Source organism: Rheinheimera sp. NSM (genome assembly GCF_052380015.1).
In the GTDB taxonomy this organism is placed as follows: domain Bacteria; phylum Pseudomonadota; class Gammaproteobacteria; order Enterobacterales; family Alteromonadaceae; genus Alishewanella.
In genome coordinates, this window is sequence record NZ_JBQTCI010000002.1 from 434,061 (window position 1) to 459,013 (window position 24,953).

Below are 24,953 nucleotides of genomic sequence, written 5' to 3' on the forward strand. Positions count from 1 at the left end.
GCGGCGGCGGTGAAATTGCAGCAAAAACAAGCTTTGCAACAGTCTTTACTGGATCGGTTAATTGACGATAACCCGGGGCAGAAAGACAGTGGCCGCAGCCGTCGTGGCTTCGATTTAAAAGCACTGCGTCAAAGCGTACGGCGTGATTTAGAGAATTTGCTGAACAGCCGCGTGCAGTGGCATACCTGGCCGGACAGTTACACCGAGTTGCCACAGAGTTTGTTGAATTACGGCCTGCCGGATTTTTCGGTAATGGTTGTCGATTCCGATGAAGGGCGTCAGCAGTTGTGCCGTGCAGTAGAGCAAACCATACGCCGCTTTGAACCGCGCTTTGTTGATGTAGAAGTTTCAGTGCCGGAGCAGGAGCATGATATGGAACGGGTGTTACGGCTGCGGATCCAGGCCTTGCTGTACGCAGACCCGGAGCCGGAACACATCATGTTTGACTCCGAAGTGGAGCCGGTGCATTTGGGGTTGACCATCAGAGATTATCAGGCATGAATGACGAGTTATTGAAGTATTACAATCGTGAACTGACCTATATCCGTCGGATGGGCGCGGAGTTTGCCGAGCAATACCCGAAAATTGCCGGCCGGCTGCGGCTCAGTGAAGAAAATGTCGAAGATCCGCATGTGTCGCGGTTAATTGAAGGTTTTGCGTTGTTAACCGCGCAGATCCGGCAGAAGCTGGATGATAGCTTCCCCGAGCTGACCGATGCCTTGCTGGGCCAGCTGTATCCGGATTATCAGGCGCCGATCCCGTCAACCTCAGTGTTAAAACTGACCAGTCAGAATCTGTCTAATTCCGGTATTACCATCAAGCGCGGTACTGAGTTTGAAACCCGCACCGATGGTTTAAAACCCTGTACCTTTCAGGCTTGCTACGACACCGATATTCTGCCGCTGGAAGTGGTTGCGGCCGAGTTTAAAAATGCGCCTTTTCATGCGCCCAAACCACCGGTGCAGCAAAGTGCCAAAGCATTATTAAAGTTAGATTTGGCCTGCGAATTTGAAAAAACCGCTATGCACGAACTGGATGTGGCTAAATTGCGCTTTTACCTCAACGGCCAGCGTCATCATGTTTACCGCTTGTATGAGCTGTTGCTGAGTAAATTGATTGCGGTAGGGATAGCGCCTGCCGGTAAGCCGGAAGCGATACGATTTTTGCCGGCCAGCCAGTTACAGGCGATAGGCTTTGCTGATGAGCATCAGGTGGTGCCCTACAGCCAGCGCAGCTTTGCCGGTTATCGTTTGTTAATTGAACAGTTTTTATGTCCGGAAAAGTTTTTATTTGTCGAATTGCAACAACTCGATCCGGCTTGGCCACAGATAGCAGATAAATTTCAGCTGTATTTTTATCTGGCCGACGGCGCCGATGAACTGGAGCGGCATATTACCGCCGACAGCTTACTGCTGGGCTGCACACCGGTAATTAATTTATTCAGCCAGAAGCTGGAGCCGGTGAATCTGGACGCTTCGCAGTATGAATACCGGCTGGTACCACGCTACCTGGATGCCGACGTCTGCGAGGTGATCCGTATTGAACAGGTGCGGGCGTTTGATCCTTTCGGTAATGAAGTGACACTCAATCCGTATTACAGCCAGGGCCATCCGGACTACCTGCAACAACAAGATATGTTTTGGCACAGCCGGCGCGAATTTGCCGATTGGGCCGGCGGTTATTCAGAAACCGGCACCGAAATGTATTTGTCGGTAGTAGACCGCAAGTTTCAGGGCGTCAATGCAGGCGATACGCCAAAAGACTGGGTTATTCAGGTGCAGGCGTTGTGTAGTAACCGCAACTTACCGGCGTACCTGCCGTTTGGTGGTGGTGAGCCGCGCTTTAACATCAGTAAGCATGCCGATGTGATCAAAGAAGTGCGTTGCCTGTTAGCGCCAACGGCCAGCGTGCGCCCGGCCTTACAGGAAGCCAGCCGCTGGCAGCTGGTAAACCATTTAACACTGAATCATTTTACCGGTGATGATGCCCTGATCAGGTTGAAAGAAACACTGCAGTTATACGATTTTCGCTGTACACCGGAGTCCAAGGCGTTAATTGACGGCATCTGTAACTTACGCATCACCTCCGGCAGTGCCAGAGTAAGCCATCAGGGCCGGGTAGCAGTATGCAGCGGCAGTGAAATTCTGCTGGAGTTTACCCAGTCATCTTATGCCGGCAGCGGCATTTACTTCTTTGCCAATATTCTGGATGTGTTCTTTGCCCAATACGCCACCGTAAACAGCTATACGCGGTTAACGGTGAAGTTAAAAGACCATGAGCAGTTGTATCATCGCTGGCCGGCGCGCTCCGGTACTAAGGTGCTGCTGTGAAACTGGAATTGTTAAAACAAAACCCGTCAGAGTTTGATTTTTATCAGGCAGTCTATTCGCTGGAACGCCAGTTTGGTAGTGAGCATAAACGCTGGCAAGGGGTAGGCCGTGATGGTTTTCCGAAAAAAGAGTTAGTGCGCTTTAAAAGTGTGCAACATCTCGGATTTCCGGGCCAGCCGGTAACACGGGTAGAAAGTCGCGACGCACAGATGGACAATGCGCAGCACGATGCTGTGGCAATGCATGTCAGCTTTCTCGGCTTAACCGGGCCCAGCGGCGTAATGCCACAGCATTACACGGAAATGGTGCTGCAACGCCTGAAGCAGCGCGACAAAACCATGCGCGATTTTTTCGACCTGTTTAATCATCGTTTGATCTCATTGTATTACCGCGCCTGGGAAAAATACCGCTTTGCCTGCCAGTACGAAATTTCAGCGCCGGAGCAAGACAGTTTCAGCACGGTGCTTAAAACCCTGTCCGGTGCGCGCCAGGCGTTAAGTTTGTATTACGCCGGCGCTTTTAGTCAGCATAACCGCAGCGCACAGCAACTGACGCAAATTCTGACTGAGCTGCTGAAAACCAAAGTGGAACTGCAGCCTTTACAGGGCCGCTGGCTAACTCTGGGCAAAGACGAGCAAAGCCGGCTGGCGATGCGGTTGTTGCCGCAGGGGCAACTTGCCGGTCTTGGCATGTCGGCGATGTTGGGCAGCAGGGTGTGGGATATCAGCTCGGCAATTGAATTGGTGATCACCGTGCCCGCCGGACGCGGCGCTCAGTTACTGCCCGGCAGTTATCAGCATGCGTTGATCAGTACCGTACTGGCAGATTTTCTGCCGGCAGCACTTAGAGTGCGCATTACGCTGGTTGGCCAACATCAGGACTTTCCCACCGCACAGTTAGGTAAACGCCGGCTTAGTCTTGGGCAAAGCGGTAGCCTGGCGGTCAGAACAGCAATACAACATCAGCTTACCCGGCTCAGTTATCAATTGGCCCGGCCTTAGTTCATGCACAGGAAGCATATATGTCTACTACAACATTAAAAAGTCTGGTTGAAAAACTAAACCCGGCCAGCCGTCAATCTTTGGAAGCGGCCACGGCGCGCTGCCAATCACGCAGCCACTACACTGTTGAAATTGAGCATTGGCTGGATGCCATGTTGGAACAGGCCGACGGGGATATGCAGTTGCTGCTGCGCAGCTTTGCCATTTCCGGCGATACAGTAAAGCAACAGTTGCAACAAGCACTGGAGCAGATGAAAACCGGTAACAATGCCTTACCCGGTATTTCTGTACAACTGATTAATTTACTGCGTACCAGTTGGTTAAGTACCACTATTGAATTTGCAGATCAGCAAATCCGTTCAGCCTATGTTATCTATACCTTGCTCAAAGACGATAGCATGGCAGCATTGCTGAGCCGGCGCGTCCCCGCACTGGATAAGATAGATACGGCAGAGCTGCTGCGCGTATGGCCACAGCTGGCACAGCAAAGTGCAGAGCAGCAGGGCAGTGTGGCGGCGACAGCTAAAACAGCCGGTGGTAAAACACCGTCGCTGGATCAGTTCACCACAGATCTGACCGCTCAGGCGCGGTTGGGAAAGATAGATCCCATAGTTGGCCGCGATGACGAAATTCGCCAAATGATCGATATTCTGACACGACGCCGGCAGAACAACCCGATACTGACCGGTGAAGCCGGTGTGGGGAAAACGGCGGTAGTAGAAGGCCTGGCATTGAAAATTGTCGCCGGCGAAGTCCCGGATAAATTGAAGAATATCAGCTTACGGGTACTGGACCTGGCGCTGTTACAAGCCGGTGCCGGTATGAAAGGCGAGTTTGAAAACCGCTTGAAAAACGTTATTAAAGAAGTAAACAACAGTGCCACACCGGTGATCCTGTTTATTGACGAAGCCCACACCATGATAGGCAGCGGTGGGCAGGCCGGCCAAAACGATGCCGCTAACTTGCTGAAACCGGCACTGGCGCGCGGCGAGTTGCGGACTATAGCGGCAACAACCTGGGCAGAATACAAAAAGTACTTTGAAAAAGATGCGGCGCTGGCACGGCGTTTTCAGGTGGTCAAAGTGGAAGAGCCCAGCCCGGAGCTGGCAGTGGTGATGATGCGGGGGTTGTTACCGGTGATGGAGCAGCACCATGGCGTATCTATTACCGAACTGGCGCTGCGTGCGGCCGTGAATTTATCGCACCGTTATATTAATGGTCGTCAGCTGCCGGATAAAGCCGTGGGCTTACTCGATACCGCTTGTGCCCGTGTCGCCATGAGCCAGGATGCTGTGCCGGGCCCGGTAGAAGATCAGCAACGCAAGGTGGCACAGCTACAGCAGGAAATGGATATTTTACAGCGTGAGCAGCGTCTTGGTGTGAATCATCACGAAGCGTTACAAGCTTTGCAGCAAAAACACGTTCAGGCCACGCAGTTGCTGGATACGTTGCAGCAGCAATGGCAACAGCAAAAAGCGCTGGTGGCAGAAGCCCGCGAGTTGACACAGCAGTTAACGGCGGAAGAGCAAGTAGCCGATTCTCCGCTGCTGGCACGTTTACAGCAAATAAAAGCGGATTTTGCCGCCATTACTGAGCCTATGGTGCACTGGCAGGTAAGCGAAGAGCTGGTAGCTGAGGTGATCTCAGATTGGACCGGTATTCCATTGGGTAAAATGCAAGCCGATGAAATTAACACGGTACTGGCCTTAAATACCTTCTTACAGCAACGGGTTATTGGCCAGGATCATGCACTGGAGCTGATTGCCCGCACTGTGCAAACCTCGCGCGCGCAGCTGGCAGATGAGAGCAAGCCTAACGGTATCTTCCTGTTAACCGGCCCCAGCGGGGTGGGTAAAACCGAAACCGCACTGGCATTGGCTGAGCAGGTATACGGTAGTGAAGAGCAACTGACTATCATTAATATGTCAGAGTTTAAAGAAGAGCATAAAGTATCATTATTGTTGGGTTCGCCTCCGGGCTATGTCGGTTACGGCGAAGGCGGCGTGTTAACTGAAGCAGTACGGCGTAAACCTTACAGCGTGATTTTGCTTGATGAAATGGAAAAAGCCCATCCTGGTGTGCAGGATATTTTCTATCAGGTATTTGATAAAGGCACCATTAAAGATGGTGAAGGCCGTGATATCGACTTCAAAAACACCATCATTATCATGACGTCAAACGTTGGTACCGACACTACGATGCGCTTGTTTGAAGACCCGGAAACTGCACCCTCTACTACAGGCCTGGCCAAAGCCCTGAAAGATGATTTGTTAGCGGTGTTTAAACCGGCCTTTCTCGGCAGATTAAACCTGATCCCCTATTTACCGCTGGATAACGACAAGTTAGCCATCATCACCGGCTTGCAACTGGGCCGGATTGAAAAGCGTTTGAGCCGCAATTACCGCGCCGGCTTCAGCTACAGCCCACAGGTAACAGAGCTGATTGTAAGCCAATGCCTTGATGCCGGCTCGGGAGCCAGAACCATTCATAATATTTTGCAAAACCAGCTGTTGCCGGAACTTTCGGTACGTATTTTACAGCGTGTTGCGCAACAATTGCCGGTGAGTGCCATAGCCTTAGATGTGCAGGATGGCGCTTTTAGTTATGACGTGCAGTGATGAATTTATAGCCAGCCGGATAAAGTAAGTGTCTGGCAAGCAAGAAAAGTTAAAAATTAGCGAATTAAATAGTTAATAATGTGTTGTCAATGTTTTGTTTGGCGATATAATTTGTAAAGTTTAAAAACTAACTGAGTGTTTATGTTTATATAGTAACCAAGCATTAAATATATTGCTTTTATTATGTATCCATGGTGGTTTTTAACGTTTTGTCCTGGTTAACTAGTGACCCGGGCTAACCTTTATGTCCAATATCGGGCACCTGTTTAAATATGCAAAAGGAGCATAGCATGCAAGCAAATACCTACCTGAAATACGGCGCGATCAAAGGTGAAACGACCGCTGAAGAGTTCAAGGACATGATCACTGTGTTATCAATGGACTGGGGCACTCAGCGTGAACTGAGCTCATTCACTGGTACCGCTATGGACCGTGAAGCCAGCGCTACCCGTTTAAACGATATCGTTATCACTAAACTGCAGGACAAAGCGTCTCCGGACCTGTTCAAAGAAGCTACCATCGGTAAAGGCCAGAAAGCGGTATTCCACATCACCAAACAAGGCGATAAAGTGGAAGAGATCATGAAAATCGAATTAACTGATGCGATGATCAGCAGCTATCAGATGTCTGTATCGGGCGACCGTCCGGTAGAAACTATTGTTATCAGCTACACCGAGCTGATGATGACTGTTACACCTACAGACGACAAAAACAACGTTACTGCACCGTTGGTATACGGTTACAGCGGCGTTAAAGGTTCTAAGCTGTAAGCTAAACCGGTTAACTGGTGTGGCTTGCCACACCAGTTTTCTTTTGTATTACTTTTTTACCGATCATCTTACCAGTAATCAGTTGAGGCGAATGGATGCAACAGGCAACCCAGGACAATAACAGCATCAAAATCGACACGCCGCTTGGCAAAGATGCGTTGATTTTAACCCGGTTTGTATTCAGGGAAGGGCTGTCACAGCTGTTCAGTGTAAAAGCTGAAGTTTATGGCAATGGCCGCGAGATAAAACCATCTGAGCTGATCGGTAAAGAAGTAACCATTACGCTGGAGCTGGGCGGTAAAAAACAGCGCTATATTCACGCAATCGTCGCTGATGTTGCCGCTCTGGGGGCCAGGGTCAGTAAAGAAGCCGCAGAAGCAGAGTACCGCGACTACAGCTTGCAACTGGTGGCCGCTGCCTGGTACATGCAGCACAAAGTTAACAGCCGCATTTTCCGCAAAAAAAATGTGTTGAAAATAGTCGAGCAAATTGCCGGCGAGCATGGCGTTAAAATTGATGTAGCGGCAAAGGTGCAGGGTAGTTACCCCGACTATGACTTTAAAGTGCAGTACGAAGAGAACGATCTGGATTTTGTTCAGCGTCTGTTGCAGCAAGAAGGTATCTTTTACTACTTTGAACACAGCAAAAGCGCACACAAACTGATATTGGCCGATAAAGCTACCGCGTACGAGCCTTGTGCTGAAGCTAAGGTTAAGTTTAACAGCGGCAGCCTGGCCGAGGCACATATTCACCATTGGCAAAAAGCGCTGGTCATGGCGCCCGGTAAGTATGTGCAACGTGGTTTTGATTTAAAGAAGCCTACTGCGTTACCTACAGGTGAAGCCAATAAAGGCCAGTTAGTTAGCGGCCACGCCGACTACGAAGTGTTTCACTATGATGCTGAGTCTGAGTTCCACCCGCGCAGTAAACATATTGCCGATATCCGGCTTGAAGCTTTGCAACGTGATATTGACAGACGCCAGGGCTCCGGTAACTGCAGAAGCTTCAGTATTGGCAAAACCTTTACCCTGACCGAGCATGAAGATACAGCCGAAGCCGGTAAGCAATATGTATTAACTGAAGTCGTGTTAACCGCGGCTATTGCCAGCCAAACCGGAGCGGCGAAAACAGCACAACAGCAAATCAGCAATACCTTTTACTGCGTTCCTAAAGACGTTGCTTACCGGCCGCATCTTAGCCTGGCCAAGCCACTGATCAATGGCGTACAAAGCGCCACAGTAACCTGCAAAGGCGGCGAAGAAATCTCGGTCGATGAACTGGGCCGTGTCACCGTAAAGTTTCACTGGGATCGCAGCGACGTTAAAGATCATGAAAGCTCTTGTCCAATCCGGGTTAGCCAGAACTGGGCCGGTAAAAATTGGGGCGCGTTTTTCTTTCCGCGCCGGGACCAGGAAGTACTGGTTGAATTTTTAAATGGCGATCCGGATCAGCCGATAATTATCGGTGCGGTGTACAACTCTGATCATATGCCGCCGTACAGTTTACCGGATGACAAAACGCAAAGCGGTATTAAAACCCGCTCCAGCAAAGGCGGCGGCGCAGCGAATTTTAATGAATTACGCTTTGAAGATAAGAAAGGCGAAGAGTTGCTGTATTTGCATGCCGAGAAAGATTATGAGCTGCAGGTTGAGAACAACCAGACCGACATGGTGGGCAATGATCGCCTGACCACAGTAAAAGGCAATGATACCGAAACAGTGAATAAAGATCGTAAAAACACTGTGGATGGTAATGACAGCCTGAAAGTGGGCAAAAAACTGCTGATTGATGCCGGGGATGCTATCACCATTAAAACCGGTGCAGCGTCAATATCAATGAAGAGCGATGGCTCCATTGATATTAAAGGCGTCAACATCACCATTAAAGGCAGCAAAGTCAGTATTAACTAAGCGGTGTAAGCTCGCTTCAGGCAGACAGGACACGTCAAATGGCAAAACCCGCAGCGGTAATAGGTTGTATGCACGTTTGCCCTAAGGTTGACCCGGGGCCAAAACCCCATGTTGGCGGGCCGGTAATACAGGGCTCGCCCAATGTGGCTATTTGCGGCATTCCGGCAGCACGTAAAGGCGATAAACTGGTGTGTATCGGCCCGCCGGATACCATAAGTGGTGGTTCTGCCACTGTATTCATTAATGGCAAAAATGCAGCCAGATTGGGTGACGATACCGCTCATGGCGGCAAAATAGTTGTTGGTGTACCTACCGTATTTATTGGCGGTTAGACGTTATGTTGTTGGTTGAGAATGTACAGCAACAATTGCAGCTGTTGCTGCAGCAGCGGCAAACGCTAACGCAAAGTCGTTACAGCGGCTTTACGCAATTGCGCCAGCATGATAACCGGTTAGCCGATTGTGTGCAGCTGGCTGCCGATTGCGGCACTGACAGCAGCGCGCCGGATTGGCTGCTCTGGCTACTGGGCACTGATAACTCTGCAAAGCTGACGTTAACACAGTTAGCCGGCTTTACGCGGCCGTCTGACGTCTGGTTGTTATTGCATGAGTTAAAAAGCCGGCGCTGCCCCGGGCAAAAACAAATCGTGGCAACGCAGTTGCAACAAGCCAATGACGGCGATGCCGCTTTGAACTGGGCGTTAGCAACACGGCTGCAATTAACGCTGAACCCGTTTACTACGCCAACAGCAGGTACGGCTGAAGCTCTGTGGTATCTGCTTTGCAGTGCGCAAACGGCTTTACTGCCGGCATTAACAAGCTATGCGCGGCAGCTGCCGCCGCACAGCCCATTGCTGCCAATGTGTCGTTTGGCAGCCTGTTTGTTGGGAGATAAAACAGATGAAAGCGCCCTGGTAGCAGCGTTAACCGCAGCGGGGCAGCTTACAGAGCCTGCTTTAATGTTATTGATGGCCGCAGCCGCAGACACTGTACAAAGCCGCATTATTAATCAACTGAGTAATGCCGGTAACACTGCCCATCAGGCCATAGCGGCCATGGGTTACAGCGGCCAGTTGAAGTTTGTGCCGTTGTTGCTTGAGCTGGCACAAGCCGAAGACAGCCGTGAGGCAGCGACAGACAGCCTTGCGTTGTTGCTGGGTATCGCTGAGGCTGACAGCCTGCTGTCTGCAACCAAAACGACAGCCGATTTTCAGTTAGCGCAGGGCCATGCACGCCAGCTGGGCGGTGGCCATATTAACAGCGTGCAGCTTGATGATGTATGGTTAAGGGGGAATCAGCAGCAGCGTCAACTGGCGGCGTGTTATCGCAGCCTTGCCGCTGCCGGCACGCCTTTATTAAACGCCAATGCACTGAGTTGCCGCTTATGAATGTGGCACAGCCGGTTGGGCTGCAAATCGCCAAGGTTGCCATGACGTTGGGCGCGGCCCCGTTAACGCAGCAGGCAATGGCGCTGGATGTTATTGCGCCGGCACCGGTGCTGATGAACTGGCAGAACATCACTGTTCCGGTTGCTTTTGTTACACCCTTCGCTGCGCAGGAGAGCCGCAATGAACGTCTGTTGGCATTGTTGCAACATTTGCTGGCGCAGCCTGGCAGCCCGCAACAAAACGAAACCGTATATCTGCTGTTGCCGGAATACGCCGGTACCGATAACAACGAGCTGAACACATTATTGCAAATGATTATGCGGCGTTTTCCGCAGTTGCTGCAGTCGGCAGATTGCCGTGTCTTTCCCTATGGCAGTGCCGGTGTATTGATGGCATTGGCCGCTGCGGCCAGCCAATTGCAGCAGGGCACGCAAACGGCAGTTTGGCTGCTGGCGGCGGATAGTTTGGCCAGCGCAGCAATGCTGTCGCATTATGCCGCATCAGACAGTTGTAATGGTGTGCTGTCTGAAGGTGCTATGGCACTGTGTTTAACCGCAGGAGTAGGCGGCAGCAGATTAGTCTTCAGCGCCAGTGATGCGTCACCTGCGGCGACAATGGCGGATGATCCGGCAATGGCAGCATTATTTATGCAGGTAGCTAATCAGGTAGCGCAGCCTTTGCAGCAGTTGTATTTGCCCGACAGCGGCGATGATGATGCCAGTGCACGTTGGCTTGGGCAATATCATCACTTACATGGTGCAGTAACAGAGGCAACCGGTTTTGTCTTTCCGTCCTACAGCATCGGAGAGCTGGGCACCTGCGGCGGTTTATACCGGCTGTGGCATTTGATGCAGGCACAGCAAAAAGGCCGCCTTGGCGGTTTAACTTTACAGTGTGAACTGTCTGCCCGCTTATATCGTGCTGTTGCGGTATTAAGCCCGGCGACAGCGTTATCTGACAACAAGGAAGTGTAAGCAGCATGGCCAGCTTAGAAATAAAAAACACCTTTGGTACTGTGGTGTGCTTTAGCCAAACCGCGGCAGAGGCCAGTGGTTCTGTGCAAACTTTTGTCTCTGTTGTGCAGGCGGAAGAGTTTTTGCGCGGCAATTTTCCGGCGTTTAATAATACTTTCGGCAATTTAGCCCAAGTGTACGCCTTGCATAGTGGTAAAACTCAGCATAGCAATGCTAAGTCAGCCAAAGATCAGATGTACCGCACCCTGGCAGAAGCTATCGCCGGGGGGGAACTGCTGCTAAGCATGAAGCAAGCCAGGCCGGTTGAGGTGGTCAGCGCTGGCGGCGCCAGCCAGACGCCGCGCTCAGATACTAAAACCAACAACCCGGGGGGCAAAAGCCAGCAGCCGGCGACAGATGAAAGCCAGACGGCTGCCGCCAATAACAGTGCCGGTAGCAATGGCGCAGACAAAATAGTACCGCCTAACAGCAATGTGGCCTTTGAAGGCGACCCGGTGGCAATGTGCAGCGGTGAAGAGATATTGGAATTAACCGATTTTAGTTTGCCCGGCCCCTTGCCGCTGCAATTTAAGCGCACTTATCGCTCCGGTCAAAGCCATGAAAATATTGGTTTCGGCTTTGGTTGGCGCAGTAATTTCCATTTGCAGATTATCGCTGAGCAAAACGGCGAAGGGGTGCTGCGGTTAGTACTGCACAATGAAGAGGGGCGGCGGTTACTTTTCAGTCCGGTTGCCCGCGGCCACACCAGTTATCAATTGAGCGAGAGCCTGGCGTTACGTCACGAAGAAAATGGCAGCCAGGTGCTGCTGCGGCCGGACAATACCCACTGGGTATTTGTACCGGTGAAGGTGGATGCTAAACAGCCGCAGCGCTGGGCATTGCACCAGATTTTTGACAGCCTGGGTAACTATTTGCAGCTGTATTACGACCGCTTCAGCCGGCTTAGCCGCATTGATTACACCCGTAAGCGCGGCATAGAGCTGCACTACAACGCCGCCGGTTTACTAAGCCGGATTGATGCCGTAGAGCAAACCGCTGAAGGCCTTAAAGCGCTGGACGTGATGTTGGCGCAATATCAATACGATGAGCAACGCGATCTGATTGCGGCTACAAACCACGCCGGCCAGACAGAGCAATACGTTTATCAGGGCCATTTATTGACACAGCGCCAGCGTGCCAGCGGCTTTAAGCATTATTTCAGTTGGCAAGGCGAAGGCCCCGGGGCCCGCTGCAGCCGCAACTGGGGTGATGACGGTTATTACGATTATCAGTTTGACTACGATGACAACCAACGGCTGACTATCAGCACGGACAGCCGTGGCCAGCGCTGGCAGTATTTTCATAACGAGCGTAATCAACTGATCAAAAAAGTGGCGCCGGACGGCGCCACCTGGCTCTACAGTTGGAACACTCAGGGTAAAAAAAGTGCAGAAACGGCACCTGACGGTGGTGTAACCCGCTATTACTTTAATGACGTAGGGCAGCTGATCACGGTTGAGCAGGCAGACGGGGCTATCAGCCATTTTCAATACAATGAATTGGGCCAACGCACCGGTTTTACTGACGCCGAAGGCCATCACTGGCTGCGGGAATACAGCGCCGGCGGTTTATTAAAAAGCGAAACCCGGCCTGATGGCAGCATCAGCCGTTATCAGTACAACCAGGATGGCCAGCTAACTCAACTGCAGCATGCCGATGGGCGCACAGAGCACTATTTATGGAATGATGAGGGCCAGTTGCTCGCCCGTAAGCAAGGGGAGGCGGTAAGTCGTTTCAGCTACGATAAACTCGGCCGGTTAAATGGCGTAGTAGACGCAGCCGGTTTGGTAACCGAATACCAGCGCGACAGCAGCGGTAATATTACCTCACAGCGCAGTTATGCCAACAGCGAGCCGGAGCAGGCAGTTACGGAGCATTTCAGTTATGACGCAGCTGGCCGTTTAACCGGCTGGCACAATGCGTTGGTACAGCATACACAGTGGCAGTATGAAGGGTTAAGCCAGCCGGTTAAGCAATTACAGGCTGATGGCAGCGCGTTGAATTATGAGTATGACAAAGAGCGTAACCTTACGGCTATTACGCGCAGCGACGGCGCGTGTTATCAATTGGATTACGACGGCGCGGAGCGACCGGTAAAGCTGCAGGGTTTTGATGGCCGTGTACAACAGTACCAGTATGATATAAACGGCAAGGTTAGCGCGCTCAGCGATGGCAGCAAGCGTCAGCTGCGGTTAAAACGCGACAGCCGCGGCCGCATTATTGAACAAACTGCACTGTTTGGTCAGCAGTTGGCCAGCAACCATTTTCACTATGACAAACTGGGGCGGCCACTGCGCGCCAGTAATGCGCAACGTAAATTGCGCTTTAGTTATCATGGTAATGGCCAACTGAGCGAGCAGTGGCAGGATGACTGGCGTACCTTGCACCACTATGATGCTGCCGGGCGGCGGCAATGCACAGTGCTGCCGGATGGTAGCATATTGGATTATCGTTACAACGACCAGGGCTTGCTGTCGCAGTTGGCTTTAAACCAGCAGCCACTACTGTGGCGTAGCTTCGATGCCGCCGGGCGTGAAACTGCGCGCGAGTACAGCAGTGGTTTACAACTTAAGCAACAGTTTGATGCTTTTAGTCGCCTGACTGCTCAGCAGTGGCAGCACAATACAGACGACAGTACTGCACAGCAGCAACGGCAGTATCAGTACAGTGGCTTGCATCAGTTATTAAAAGTAACGGGTAACCAAACAGGCGACATTGAGTATCAGTACAACAACCTTGATCAACTGGTTAGCAAAGCGCATAGCACAGACAGCAGTCAAAGCGAGCAGCAACAATGGGACAGCTTTGGCAACCCGGCCGGCGATGCGCTGGAGATAAAGCAAGACCGCCTGCTGCGCTATCATGATAACCAGTACCAATATGATGACAGCGGCAATCAGCTCAGTGCAACAGCGCCCGGCAAACGCCAGCAACGCGAGTTCAATGGTTTTAACCAGTTAACAGCATTAAGTTGTGGCAACGCAAACAGTGGTAATAGTGTAACGCGTTACGAGTATGACGCTTTCGGCCGACGCAGTGCCAAGATAACCGCCGCTGGCCGTACTGATTATCTCTGGGAAGGAAACACCCTTATTGGTGAATACTGCCAGGGTGAATTCAGCTGGTATATTTTTGAGCCCAACAGCAACAAACCGCTGGCGCTGATTAAGCAAGGCCAGCTGTACTTTTACCAATTAGACCAACTCGGCACACCGCTTAGCTTAACCGACAGCCAAAACAATATTGTCTGGCAGGCGCATTACAGCGTGTTTGGCAAAGCCACGGTGACGGTTAATAAAATTGATAACCCCATCCGCTTTCAGGGCCAGTATTATGACAACGAAAGCGGACTACACTACAACCATTTCAGGTACTATGACCCACAAACCGGCCGCTTTATCAGCCAGGATCCGATAGGGCTTTTAGGTGGTATAAACCACTACCAATACGCACCGAACCATATCAACTGGATAGATCCGTTGGGGTTAGCGTGTAAAGAGGCTGCTGTTTTAGCCGGTGCGGCGGTAGCAAGACCTTTACCAACATCACCGTTAACGTCTCCGGTGTCATCAACGATTAGCCGGATAGTTACAGGTGCTGCAGCAAATGATGCTATTTATGCAGTGGAACGTTTTGCTGTAACAAGGGTGCTGCCTTTAGCCAGTGCGGCACTTACAGGTTTGGCTGCAATGGTATACAGTCCGGGGTTAGGTGGTCCATTGGAGGAAATTGTAGCGCCGGACGGCACAACCTATAGCAAATATAGCGATGAGCTGCTTTATAGGGCCATTGGACCCAATGGTGAGGTTTGGCAAACAGCCGACCTCCAAGATGACATGGCATATCGGGCCTGGTTGGCAAATGGAGGGAAGGGGTCTTTTGAGGATTGGGTTTCTGACGGTAAGCCAGCGAAGCCCACAAAGAGCAAGCTGTCGAAGCCAATTAATAGCCATTTGGCGGGCGACAAACACCCTATTACCGGCGTTCCTTTTAATGAGGATGGCTTCCCTGAATTTGATTCGTTGTATGATGCTAAGATTCCTGAAGAGTTAAAAGGGCCAGAGATTAGTGATACGGCCCAATTTAAAGATGCGACTCGGCAACTGAATGACTTTTTAGAGGAAAACCCGGAAGCTAAAATGAACTTCACTGAGGAGCAGCTTGCCTCAATTGGAAAGGGTGATGCACGTTTACCCGATTTGACATGGCACCATCACGAAGACACTGAGCGCTTGCAATTGGTAGATAGGTGGAAACATGATAAAACAGGCCATACTGGTGGCAGATCCAGGTCAGGTGGACGCCCAAAATAAAGGAGTGATTTGTGGATAACTGTACAATTTATAGCCCGGTTTTTGATAGTCAGAGGGTAAAAGAAATAGTTAAAGAGTTTTTTCCTGATGACGAGGTTGTGGTTAAGGGCAACACTCCTGAATGGGACTCAGTAGAAGTGAAAGCGGGAAATTCCCGGTTGGTATTAAATAGCAAGGTTAGAAAAGCACCGGGAGATGACTTTTCGCGCTTAGTAATGTCCACTCATACTTACCTTTCCAGGATACCAGAGCGAGAAGGTAAGGACCGGGTATTAAAGGTTGTTCTGGGTACAAAGTGGATGATCGGCGTGGTTTCTGCTCCTGGGTTTGAGAATAATCCATCTCACGAAGAATGTGTTTTCAAGATCTGTCAGGAAATAGGGGGGATGGTTTTTAATGGTCGGGGTATGCTCAGTGGTTCGGGTGATGAATTATTGGTTCCCTGACAGAGCACTGGCAAGGTGAATGGCGGCTTCATGGCAAACGTAATTCACCTGTAATGGATATCAGTAATTATCATTGTCCGGTGCAGGCTTGGTAGCATCTGTTTCCTGCGGATAGTCCGGTTTATGCGCTTCTACCCATTGCTCATCCTGGCGTGGGTCCATTTGTGCTAATGATGCCCCTGAGGCTGCCGGAACGGCGACAAACACACTTAACTGCTCATTGGCTATCCGTTCTGCGCTTAAGGCGTAGCTACCCAATAACAGTGCGGCTAGTGCTAAAACGGTGAAAAACAGGCCGCCCGATATACCTAACACTGCGCCCAATACTAATGGGGCTAAAAACGAGCCAATGCCATAGGCGAACAGCAAACTACGGCTAATTTCAACCAAATCTTTACCGTGGTCCAATCTGTCATTGGCGCGGGCCACGCTAAGCGGATAAATACTAAACAGGCTGGTGCCAAGTAGAAAACCAAGTAAATAGAATAGCCAGATCTTCGTCGCCAGCAGGGCGAGTAGCAGACAAATGGCAGCACTAAATAAGCCGGCCCAAGCCAGTAACTTACGCCGGCCATAGCGGTCAGATAAGGTGCCAACAGGCCATTGCGCCACTAAACCACCAAGTATCGAAATTGCCATAAATGACGCCACAACTGATTGTTGCTGGTATATATTCAGCACCAATACCGGCATCATGGTGTAAAACGCGCCGACAAAAAAGCCGCCAATTATGCTGCCTATCAGCGCGAGCGGTGCAATATGTAATACCTTGGGTATGCTGTAGCGCTCAAAAGGTTGCAACACCGGCTGACTGATACGGGTAATAGCCACTAGAAACAGTGACGCCAGTACCAGCACTGAGCCCAGCACAAACACCAGATGTGATGTTACGTTCAGGCTTAAAATTAGCTGGCCCAGGGCGGTAGCCATAAAAAACACTACCGTGTACACCGCTAAAACCCGGCCCCTGTCATGCTGGCTGCTTTTTTCATTGAGCCAGCTTTCCAGCACTATAAGCAGCGCGTAAAAGGCGAAGCCAGACAGTAAACGTAATATAGCCCAAAACCAGGGATCATAATGTAAAGTATGGCCAAGGAAGGCCATTACCATTACCGCAGAAAAGGCCGAAAAACTGCGGGCATGTCCCACCGTGACTATCAGCTTCTGGCTAAAAACCGCCGCCAACAGGGCGCCCAGAAAAAATGCTGAGTTAATTATACCAATGGCCATTTCCGACAGGCCGGCCTGCTTTAAATACAGCCCGATATAGGTCATCAGCATGCCGTAGCCAGTGGCCAGAAAGGCAATTGATATAAACAACGATGAAATGGGTAACAACGCCTGCCTGAAAAACACGGGGGAGCTCATTTTAAATAAATCAATAACTTAAATGTAGTTCTTCATGGTATGTCAGGCAAGCCATTTCCCCGCAGGAAAATAACAAATGGGTCAGGGGTTTGCTGTCTGGTCGGTAAACAGACAGGTCGTGTTCTGTTAAATCCGTTGTTTAACTTCTGCTTTTAGCCTGCCAACAGTGCCCGTCCTGCAATACTAAATGCTGACACTATACCGATTAGCCACATTAGCGAGCGGGTGGTAGCGTAGTCCAGCCAGTAGCATACCAGGTAGGCTATGCGGCTGGCGATAAACACCCAACCTAAGGTTACTGTAGTTTCATCTACGGCATTTAACCCCACGCCACTAAACACCGCACAAGCGTAAATTATTAAGGCTTCAAAGCTGTTGTAGTGAGCGGCGTTGGCGCGCTGGCCAAAGCCTTGTAGCGTAGCTTGCTGTGCTCTGGGGTTATGGTTGTCATAACCGCCGGATTTTTGCATCGCAAAGGCCAAAGGCGCTTTGGCTAAAAAGGGCAGTAACATCGCGATAAACAGTGTTAGTAGTAAAGGGGTTGTCATAATTCGCTCCGTTACAGGCCCGGCCTGAAATAGTGTTAACGCAGTATTTTGGCATGAGGTTGTTGCAGCAACTGCAGTAGCGGGTTTTGCGCCATTACTTTGTCTTTCAGCAATACACCAACGACTAAACCTGCAGCCAAACCACCTAAGTGTGCCCAGTACGCTACGCTTAAATCCTCTGACAGTAAACCAAAGATATTAAGCGCAGCCCAGATAGCGAAGTACCAGGCCGGGTTAAGCTTTTTCTGCCACACTACAAACATAAAAGTCAGGCTGGCATGGCGGAACCAGAGTAAATACATGCCGAATAAACCGGCAACTGCACCACTGGCACCTACCATGAGTAAATCGCGATCGACCAGATAACACATCAGCATTTCTACCAGCGCGGCGGCAACACCACAGAGTAAGTAAACTGCGAGAAACTTCCATGGCCCCAGCGCATCTTCCAGGTTGTCACCAATGATCCAGAGGAAATACATATTGCCGGCCAAATGCAACATACCGCCGTGTAAAAACTGATAGCTAAGCAGGCTCCACCATTGTTGGCCATCCAGTATTAAAACAGAGTCGATTGCGAAATGGCTGAATACCCATTGGGTAGCGTTATCGTCAAAACCGTACAGCAGGTAGATCAGAATATTCAGTGCCAGCAATGTCCAGGTGATAACCGGAGTGCGGTGTGGTTTAATATTGTACTCTTTCGGCATCTGGGTAAAAAACTGAAACAGCCAGCTTTTAGCACAGACTTTTTTATTCAGCTCAGCCAAAGCCGCTTGTAGCTTAGGTGCGGCCAGTACTTGCTCTGCTTCATCACCATCTACCCAAATACCATCGCAGCGGCTGCATTTATCCAGGGTTACCTGATAATCTTTTAACAGGTGAAACTGCTGCATTTGTTTATTACAGCGATGGCAATGATACTGATGTTGCTCCAGTTCTTCGCCAAAGCCTTGTTTTACACAATACGCATCGGTTAACTCAGAGCCGTGTGCTATGGCGTCGCTCAATTCTTTGTCGTCAAACCACAAGCCGTTACACTTTTGGCAGCGGTCTACCTGCTGACCATGCAGATCGACCGTTTGTAGTGACTGAGCCTGACAACAAGGGCAATATAACTGTACTCTGCTCACCTTAATCTACCTCTACATCCTGATCCGCCAGCGCTTGCTTCAGCTCACTGGTGTCTGCTTCAAACATCGGCAGTACTGCGGTTTCCATATGTTCTACTTGTGCCAATAACAGCTTGGTTCCATGATGGGTGCTGTAAAAGCTGCTTTGAATTTTATTGTGAATATCATTAACTTCGCGGTAGAACTTACGGCTTTCACTTAGCAATGCTGACGGCGTTTCCAAAGTGGCTGGGGAGAACTTCATGCTCTCCCAAACAAAGGTGTCCAGCACCAGGGCATGGCGTTTAATATTGTGCGCGCCAACACCTTTAATTTGTTCGGTGAAGTCTTTAATCAGCTGCAGGTTGTCACTGAGCTCGTGCTGTAATGACTTACGCAGGTAGTAGTTACTTTTGTCGCTTTGAAGTTGTTCAAACACCACGGCCTGGCGCAAACCTTGCTGCGCTGCCAGATACACACCTAAGATAGTGGCGATGATCATAGATACCTGGCTAATCCAAAAGCTCAGGTTAGATATTTCGCCTTGCTGCAGCGGTATGGCTTTGCTGAGGTTGCGTCTTTGGTTGGACTCAACCACTTGTACCGTATTCGTTAGCGGATCGCGGGCGGGCATAGCTGTGCCTTGTTGCGGTGAATTAAAAGTGACGCAAGTGTAACCTGAAAGCGCCGGGCAGTTACAGCTGTTAGACTATCAGGTGCTGTTAACTGCGCTTTTTTTATACAGATCTCAAGCTGCTACAGGGCTTCCAACGCAAAATTACCGTGCTTTAATGCATCGGCCAGTTCATGCGAGCGTGCTATCACCTGTTGCCAATAATCAATTCTGATGGTGTCCGGCAGTTTAAAATCATTTCGATCAGGAATTTTGCCAAACGGCAAAGATTTAACCCAGCTGTCTGTCGGGCACAACAGCACCACATTATGCAAATGCGCCGGGTTGGCCTTGCGCCATGTTAGGGCTTTATCAAACCAACCGGGTGTCAGGCGCGGATAAAAGTGCGGATACAGCACCAGGCCACTATCACTGAACGGCAGGTCGAAATGGTAGTCGGTTACGCCGCCGTCATAGTATAAGCCCGGGCCGGCACCGGCGATATTTTCCACTGCGTTTAGTACCATAGGAATAGTACCACTGGCCAATACGGCCTGACGCAGGTTGTCAGGGCTTAGCGCAACATGCTGCGTAGGTAATACGCCGGCGTAATGAAACGGCGAGCTCTCGCCGGCAACATGGAATAACACGCGTTGAAAAAAATGCTGTAAATGCTTACGGCCAATCAGGTTGGCTCCTGCGGCCAGAGTCAGACCACCGGCTTGCAGCAGTTTGCTGCGCGCTGCAGATAAACGCCGTGCTTTGGCTACCACCAGGTTAAGTTTAACTGTAGGGTTATCCAATACCTGCTGTAAATGCTGCTCCGTCGGGAATACGTCGTTAATGATGCCGGCGGAAATTTGCGTAATCAGCTGAGTATTGGCTGCTTTGGGGTAAGTAATATGCGCGTAAGCCCGGCAAAAACGTTGTGATGCCGCCACAGGATCGGCTTGGGCAAAACAGGCAAAGCGCCAGGCCCCGGCCGAACTGCCGAGAATATGCAGCGGCTTGTCACGACCGGCAAAAAACTCACCGAATAAATACTGATCCAGGCCAAATAAACAAAACCATTTCGGGCCGCCACTGGCACCCACCATTACATTAATATCGGCCTGTTGCAGGCCATGCTGTTTAATATGTGCCAGGGCCGTTGGTCCCGCCAGTACCCGCAGTGCTGTGTGTGTCAAAAGCTGAAATACCTGTAAGTTAACGCTTAAACGGTGGCATAAAGCCGGCGATACATATGTTCGGCGTAATCATCGGTCATGCCGGAGATATAGTCGCAAATTACGCGGATTTTCAGTTCATCTTCTGCTTGCTGCCAGCGCAGTTGCGTATTGGCCGGCAACAGCCGCGCCGGGTCAGAGCTGAAGGCATCAAACAGCGCCATAAGCATATTTTGACAGCGAAAGCGTGATTGCTGAATATCCGGCTTTAAGATCACACAGCGATACACTACCTGCTTTAAACATTGCAAAATAGCCAATGGTGCTGCCGCCAGAGTTGCGTTATAGCGCACCAACGGTTCTTCGGCTTGTGGCAGCACTTCTGACAGCGTTACTGCACTGATCAGCAGGTTCACCAACGAGCCGATAGCATCTTTTCGCAGGTGATGCTGATTGCTGAACAAGGCCTCGCTGATTTGCTGCATCAAGGGTTGCAGCTGTTGCGGCAGGGCAGCCCATTCATCGCCGGTATGCTGCTGCCACTGAGCCTGGCTGATATTACCCAGTACTATGGCGTCTTCCAAATCATGCACACCATAAGCAATATCATCGGCCAGTTCCATAATGGAGGCATCCAGCGATTTATAGCGTGATTTAATATAGGGTGACTTATCCAATTGCTCTGTGCTTTGAAACAGAGCACGGTCGGCTTCGCTGAGCGGCGCTAAAATCCACTGCAGGATATCGGCATCGGCAGTAAAAATGGCTTTGGCCGGCTGCCATGGCGTTAAATTCAGCGGGTTCGTATCGGGCAAGGTTTGCCGGCGCAAATCCGGTTGCAACACCGGATATTTTAGTAAACCCAATAAGGTACGCCGCGCTAAATCCATGCCATGCTGCAGGGTATAGGGTTCTAACTTGGCTACTATACGTAATGTCTGGCCGTTGCCCTCAAAACCACCGGCGTGCAGCATTTTAAAGTTAAGTGCCGTTTCGCCGCCATGACCAAAGGGCGGATGGCCGATATCATGCGCTAAACACAGCGCTTCCATCAGGCTGTCATCGGGTAAATAGCTTAACTCTATGTTACTGATCTCTGTGTTACTGACTTTGGCGCGTAATTGGCTGACTAAACCGGTACCAATTTGTGCCGCTTCCAACGAATGAGTTAACCGCGTGCGGTAAAAATCGTTCTGGCCAATGCCGAGTATTTGCGTTTTGGCTTGTAAGCGGCGAAATGCGGCCGAGTGCAAAATACGGGCGCGGTCGCGTTGCCAGGGGCTGCGCTGATCGCCGGGCCTGCTGCTGCCGGTGCCGGAGCGCCGTTCCGACCAAAGAGGATGTAACATAGTATTCCTTGTTAATTCAAACAGCTAAAGCATAAAGCGCGATGGCATACTGATATGCGCTATAGTACGCCAACTGCGGTTAAACTTCGAGCCCGACTATAGTGGTAAAAGTGATAAACCCTGTTTAAAAAAGCGTTCGACAAGCCGGTTTTTATACTGTATAAAATAACAGTAAATTAATCAGGGGGAAACGCCATGGCTGTTATTATTAAGTACGTAGTAGAAAGAAACGGAGCAGAAAAGATGACTTTTACTTCTAAAGCGGAAGCCGATGCTTATGACAAAATGCTTGATACCGCTGATGAACTGACGCACTTTTTAGCTGGCAGCACTCTGATCGCCGACGAGCAGTTAACAGAAGCGCTGGCACTGTATATGGCGCAACAAAAAGACAACTTACTGGTAGCTCTGGGTGCCAAAAAGCCGGCCGTTAAAGCCGGCAAAGTGGATAAAACAGAAAAGACAGCGAAAACTAAAATTGCCGCAGTAGAGCAGGCCGCTTAACGCGCCTGCTGTTTTTGCCAATAGGCCTTAAGATCTGCTTTTACCTCGGGTAACAGCAGATATAACGCCAGAATATTCGGCACTGCCATTAAGAAAATCATTGAGTCGATAAAATTGAACACTGCCATTACATTGGGTACCGCGCCCATAGATACAATGAAACAAAACAGCACTTTATACAGCTGTGTCAGGCGTTTGTCCTGGCCCACCAGATAGCGCCAACCGGTCATACCGTAATATGACCAACTGATCACGGTGGAAAAACCAAACAGCAACAACGCCACCATTAACACCCACGGAAACCAGCTGAACACCGATGCAAAAGCACCGGACGTAATTTGCACGCCGTCTAAGCCCGGGGTTTGATAAGCGCCGGTTAGAATAATAACCAGGGCCGTAATAGTACAAATAACGACGGTATCAATAAAAGGCTCCAACAGGCCAACAAAGCCCTGGCTTACCGGATCTTTGGTTTGTGCTGCAGCATGGGCAATAGGTGAGGAGCCAATACCGGCTTCATTAGAATAGGCCGCGCGGCGAAAACCCTGAATAAGTACCCCAATAAAGCCGCCGTAGCCGGCTTCCGGAGTAAAGGCGCCTTGTACTATCAGCCATAATGCCGCCGGAATAGTGCTGGCATGGGTTAACATCACAATTAACGATGCCAACAAATAAATGCCACACATCAGTGGCACTAATTTACTGGTAACCCGGGCAATACTTTTAATACCACCAATAATCACCGCAGCAACCAAGGCAGCATAGATGCTGCCAAACAACCAGGCGTTATCAAAGCCGGTTACGGTTTTAACCTGGACAAAGCCCTGATTAACATGCACAAAACCGGCAGAGCCGAATATAACGAACACCGAAAAAGCCATTGCCAGTACAGTACCGGCAAATGGCAGGTTAAATTTATCCAATGCGGCTTTGATATAATACATCGGGCCACCCGACACGCTGCCGTCAGCATTTATTTGCCGGTACTTTACCGCCAGGGTGCATTCAACAAACTTGGTCGACATGCCGAGCAGGCCGGCAACAATCATCCAGAAGGTCGCGCCCGGGCCACCCAGGCTGATAGCCACTGCCACGCCGGCAATATTGCCGGTACCCACAGTGCCGGACAGAGCAGTACTCAGCGCCTGAAATGGTGTGATCTCACCTGTTTCGCTGCTGCGCTTATTGTTTTTCAGTAAACGGATAGCATGGCCAAAGCCCCGCACGTTAATAAAACCAAGGTAGCAGGTGAATACCAGGGCACCGCTGATCAGCCAAATCAGTACCATCGGAATGGCGATACCATTAATGTCAAAGGCGTAAAACACTACAGCAGCAAGCTTTGACGTCAGGCTCTCAAAAGCGTGTTGAAACGAAAAATCGGTAGTCATGCGTTAACTTCAGCGGTATGGACGGCCATTAAATGCTGCAAGACTACTGTGTAATGGCAACAGAAACAAGAAATTATAGTAAAGCCGCCGCTGCCGATTGTATCAATGCGGTTTTGCTCTTATGCTGGACAAGCATAACTCCGGGCACTTACTTATGGCAGCACCGCAACAACACAAGCATTCGCACAGCGGTCACTCGCATGGCCACAGCCACCATGGCCACCACCATTCGCATCACAGTGAAAGCAGCAATATCGCGTTGGCGTTTTGGCTTAATTTCGGCTTTGCCTTAGTTGAGATTGTCGGCGGGATCTTAACCAATAGCGTAGCGATTATTGCCGATGCCATTCATGACTTAGGCGATAGCCTGGCTATTGCCTTTGCCTGGATTGCCAGCAAAGTGGCAGCAAAACAGCCAACACAGCATTACAGCTATGGTTACCGGCGCTGGTCGCTGCTTAGTGCGCTAATCAGCGGTCTTATTTTGTTGTTAGGCTCGGCCTGGGTGCTGTCTGAAGCCATACCACGCTTATGGCAGCCGCAATTGCCGCATGTGGGCGGCATGTTTGTGCTGGCGATTTTAGGTGTTGCTGTTAATGGTGCTGCAGTGCTGCGTTTGCGCGGTGGCAAAACCCAAAACGAAAAGGTGCTCAGCTGGCATTTATTGGAAGATGTATTGGGCTGGGTTGCCGTGCTGCTGGGTTCTGTACTGATGTACTTTACCGGCTGGGCCTGGCTTGACCCGGTACTATGCATTGGTTTTACGCTGTTCATCTTGCTCAATGTGCTGAAAAGCCTGCGCCAAACGCTGGCGCTGTTTTTACAGGTAACACCGGACCCGGCGCTGCAACAGCGGATCAGTGCGCAGTTGGCTGAACTGGACTTTGTAAAATCAATTCACCATTTGCATCTGTGGTCACTCGATGGTGAACAGCATGTGCTGACAATGCATGTTGAAATTGCCACGCCAATAGAGCTGGAGCGGCAACTGGCGTACAAACAGCAGATAGCCGAAGTGCTGGCACCTTATCAACTGAGCCATACCACGGTGGAATTTGAAATCAGCGGTGAGGCCTGTCGCGACGCAAAATAAAAAGGCAGCCAGGCTGCCTTG

At 50.4% G+C, this 24,953-nt stretch carries 20 protein-coding genes; 13 read left to right on the plus strand and 7 right to left on the minus strand.

Going from position 1 to position 24,953, the window contains the following annotated elements; genetic code table 11:
* Positions 1–9 precede the first annotated feature (9 nt).
* From tssE to ACTZWV_RS07855, 11 genes are all read left to right on the plus strand, one after another.
* A complete protein-coding gene (gene tssE, locus ACTZWV_RS07805; RefSeq protein WP_444786005.1) occupies positions 10–501 on the plus strand; it encodes a type VI secretion system baseplate subunit TssE in 492 nt (163 codons plus the stop codon).
* Entirely contained in the window at positions 498–2,330 is a 1,833-nt protein-coding gene (tssF, locus tag ACTZWV_RS07810) for a type VI secretion system baseplate subunit TssF (RefSeq protein WP_444786006.1), read from the plus strand. The genes tssE and tssF overlap by 4 nt, the downstream gene beginning before the upstream one ends.
* Positions 2,327–3,331, plus strand: coding sequence for a type VI secretion system baseplate subunit TssG (gene tssG, locus ACTZWV_RS07815; RefSeq protein ID WP_444786007.1), 1,005 nt, complete (start codon positions 2,327–2,329; stop codon positions 3,329–3,331). Before tssF ends, tssG begins: the two co-directional genes overlap by 4 nt.
* 20 nt (positions 3,332–3,351) lie before the next feature.
* Positions 3,352–5,949: a type VI secretion system ATPase TssH gene (gene tssH / locus ACTZWV_RS07820; RefSeq protein WP_444786008.1), complete on the plus strand. Its 2,598-nt coding sequence runs from the start codon at positions 3,352–3,354 to the stop codon at positions 5,947–5,949.
* Between the two features lie 290 nt (positions 5,950–6,239).
* The gene (locus tag ACTZWV_RS07825; RefSeq protein ID WP_305551001.1) at positions 6,240–6,719 is read left to right on the plus strand and encodes an Hcp family type VI secretion system effector; all 480 of its coding nucleotides are present in this window, start codon (positions 6,240–6,242) and stop codon (positions 6,717–6,719) included.
* A 95-nt stretch (positions 6,720–6,814) separates the two neighbouring features.
* A complete protein-coding gene (tssI, locus tag ACTZWV_RS07830; RefSeq protein ID WP_444786009.1) occupies positions 6,815–8,629 on the plus strand; it encodes a type VI secretion system tip protein TssI/VgrG in 1,815 nt (604 codons plus the stop codon).
* A gap of 38 nt (positions 8,630–8,667) precedes the next feature.
* On the plus strand, positions 8,668–8,961 hold the full coding sequence (locus tag ACTZWV_RS07835; protein ID WP_173500713.1) for a PAAR domain-containing protein: 294 nt from the start codon (positions 8,668–8,670) through the stop codon (positions 8,959–8,961).
* Positions 8,962–8,966: 5 nt separating this feature from the next.
* Complete coding sequence (locus tag ACTZWV_RS07840; protein WP_444786010.1) at positions 8,967–10,016, plus strand: hypothetical protein; 1,050 nt, start codon at positions 8,967–8,969, stop codon at positions 10,014–10,016.
* Complete coding sequence (locus ACTZWV_RS07845; RefSeq protein WP_444786011.1) at positions 10,013–10,990, plus strand: hypothetical protein; 978 nt, start codon at positions 10,013–10,015, stop codon at positions 10,988–10,990. Before ACTZWV_RS07840 ends, ACTZWV_RS07845 begins: the two co-directional genes overlap by 4 nt.
* Positions 10,991–10,995: 5 nt before the next feature.
* Positions 10,996–15,342 carry an RHS repeat-associated core domain-containing protein gene (locus ACTZWV_RS07850; protein ID WP_444786012.1) on the plus strand — a complete coding sequence of 1,449 codons (4,347 nt, stop codon included), beginning with the start codon at positions 10,996–10,998 and terminating at the stop codon, positions 15,340–15,342.
* Between the two features lie 11 nt (positions 15,343–15,353).
* Positions 15,354–15,788 carry a hypothetical protein gene (locus ACTZWV_RS07855; protein WP_444786013.1) on the plus strand — a complete coding sequence of 145 codons (435 nt, stop codon included), beginning with the start codon at positions 15,354–15,356 and terminating at the stop codon, positions 15,786–15,788.
* Between the two features lie 60 nt (positions 15,789–15,848).
* Here the strand turns inward: ACTZWV_RS07855 and ACTZWV_RS07860 are convergent, their stop codons facing one another.
* From ACTZWV_RS07860 to ACTZWV_RS07885, 6 genes are all read right to left on the minus strand, one after another.
* On the minus strand, positions 15,849–17,156 hold the full coding sequence (locus ACTZWV_RS07860; protein WP_444786014.1) for an MFS transporter: 1,308 nt from the start codon (positions 17,154–17,156) through the stop codon (positions 15,849–15,851).
* A 152-nt stretch (positions 17,157–17,308) separates the two neighbouring features.
* Entirely contained in the window at positions 17,309–17,704 is a 396-nt protein-coding gene (locus ACTZWV_RS07865; protein ID WP_444786015.1) for an MAPEG family protein, read from the minus strand.
* A gap of 35 nt (positions 17,705–17,739) precedes the next feature.
* The gene (locus ACTZWV_RS07870) at positions 17,740–18,837 is read right to left on the minus strand and encodes a rhomboid family intramembrane serine protease (protein WP_444786016.1); all 1,098 of its coding nucleotides are present in this window, start codon (positions 18,835–18,837) and stop codon (positions 17,740–17,742) included.
* Between the two features lies 1 nt (position 18,838).
* Complete coding sequence (locus ACTZWV_RS07875; RefSeq protein ID WP_444786017.1) at positions 18,839–19,450, minus strand: hypothetical protein; 612 nt, start codon at positions 19,448–19,450, stop codon at positions 18,839–18,841.
* Between the two features lie 122 nt (positions 19,451–19,572).
* The gene (locus tag ACTZWV_RS07880) at positions 19,573–20,616 is read right to left on the minus strand and encodes a patatin-like phospholipase family protein (protein WP_444786018.1); all 1,044 of its coding nucleotides are present in this window, start codon (positions 20,614–20,616) and stop codon (positions 19,573–19,575) included.
* A gap of 26 nt (positions 20,617–20,642) precedes the next feature.
* Positions 20,643–21,944: an anti-phage deoxyguanosine triphosphatase gene (locus ACTZWV_RS07885; protein WP_444786019.1), complete on the minus strand. Its 1,302-nt coding sequence runs from the start codon at positions 21,942–21,944 to the stop codon at positions 20,643–20,645.
* Positions 21,945–22,139: 195 nt separating this feature from the next.
* Here ACTZWV_RS07885 and ACTZWV_RS07890 point away from each other — a divergent pair, with 195 nt between their 5' ends.
* Complete coding sequence (locus tag ACTZWV_RS07890; protein WP_444786020.1) at positions 22,140–22,448, plus strand: YebG family protein; 309 nt, start codon at positions 22,140–22,142, stop codon at positions 22,446–22,448.
* Here ACTZWV_RS07890 and ACTZWV_RS07895 read toward each other — a convergent pair.
* Complete coding sequence (locus ACTZWV_RS07895; protein ID WP_444786021.1) at positions 22,445–23,839, minus strand: alanine/glycine:cation symporter family protein; 1,395 nt, start codon at positions 23,837–23,839, stop codon at positions 22,445–22,447. The genes ACTZWV_RS07890 and ACTZWV_RS07895 overlap by 4 nt on opposite strands.
* A gap of 154 nt (positions 23,840–23,993) precedes the next feature.
* Between ACTZWV_RS07895 and ACTZWV_RS07900 the strand changes: the two genes are divergently transcribed.
* Positions 23,994–24,932: a cation diffusion facilitator family transporter gene (locus ACTZWV_RS07900; RefSeq protein WP_444786022.1), complete on the plus strand. Its 939-nt coding sequence runs from the start codon at positions 23,994–23,996 to the stop codon at positions 24,930–24,932.
* The last annotated feature ends 21 nt before the right edge of the window (positions 24,933–24,953 follow it).

Bases quoted from the DNA above. Each gene is read 5' to 3' on its own strand.
- ACTZWV_RS07865 (WP_444786015.1), bottom strand. From the start codon at position 17,704: ATGACAACCCCTTTACTACTAACACTGTTTATCGCGATGTTACTGCCC.
- ACTZWV_RS07875 (WP_444786017.1), bottom strand. From the start codon at position 19,450: ATGCCCGCCCGCGATCCGCTAACGAATACGGTACAAGTGGTTGAGTCC.
- ACTZWV_RS07850 (WP_444786012.1), top strand. From the start codon at position 10,996: ATGGCCAGCTTAGAAATAAAAAACACCTTTGGTACTGTGGTGTGCTTT.
- ACTZWV_RS07900 (WP_444786022.1), top strand. From the start codon at position 23,994: ATGGCAGCACCGCAACAACACAAGCATTCGCACAGCGGTCACTCGCAT.
- ACTZWV_RS07845 (WP_444786011.1), top strand. From the start codon at position 10,013: ATGAATGTGGCACAGCCGGTTGGGCTGCAAATCGCCAAGGTTGCCATG.
- ACTZWV_RS07825 (WP_305551001.1), top strand. From the start codon at position 6,240: ATGCAAGCAAATACCTACCTGAAATACGGCGCGATCAAAGGTGAAACG.
- ACTZWV_RS07890 (WP_444786020.1), top strand. From the start codon at position 22,140: ATGGCTGTTATTATTAAGTACGTAGTAGAAAGAAACGGAGCAGAAAAG.
- ACTZWV_RS07840 (WP_444786010.1), top strand. From the start codon at position 8,967: ATGTTGTTGGTTGAGAATGTACAGCAACAATTGCAGCTGTTGCTGCAG.
- tssI (WP_444786009.1), top strand. From the start codon at position 6,815: ATGCAACAGGCAACCCAGGACAATAACAGCATCAAAATCGACACGCCG.
- ACTZWV_RS07885 (WP_444786019.1), bottom strand. From the start codon at position 21,944: ATGTTACATCCTCTTTGGTCGGAACGGCGCTCCGGCACCGGCAGCAGC.
- ACTZWV_RS07860 (WP_444786014.1), bottom strand. From the start codon at position 17,156: ATGAGCTCCCCCGTGTTTTTCAGGCAGGCGTTGTTACCCATTTCATCG.
- tssH (WP_444786008.1), top strand. From the start codon at position 3,352: ATGTCTACTACAACATTAAAAAGTCTGGTTGAAAAACTAAACCCGGCC.
- ACTZWV_RS07895 (WP_444786021.1), bottom strand. From the start codon at position 23,839: ATGACTACCGATTTTTCGTTTCAACACGCTTTTGAGAGCCTGACGTCA.
- ACTZWV_RS07835 (WP_173500713.1), top strand. From the start codon at position 8,668: ATGGCAAAACCCGCAGCGGTAATAGGTTGTATGCACGTTTGCCCTAAG.
- tssF (WP_444786006.1), top strand. From the start codon at position 498: ATGAATGACGAGTTATTGAAGTATTACAATCGTGAACTGACCTATATC.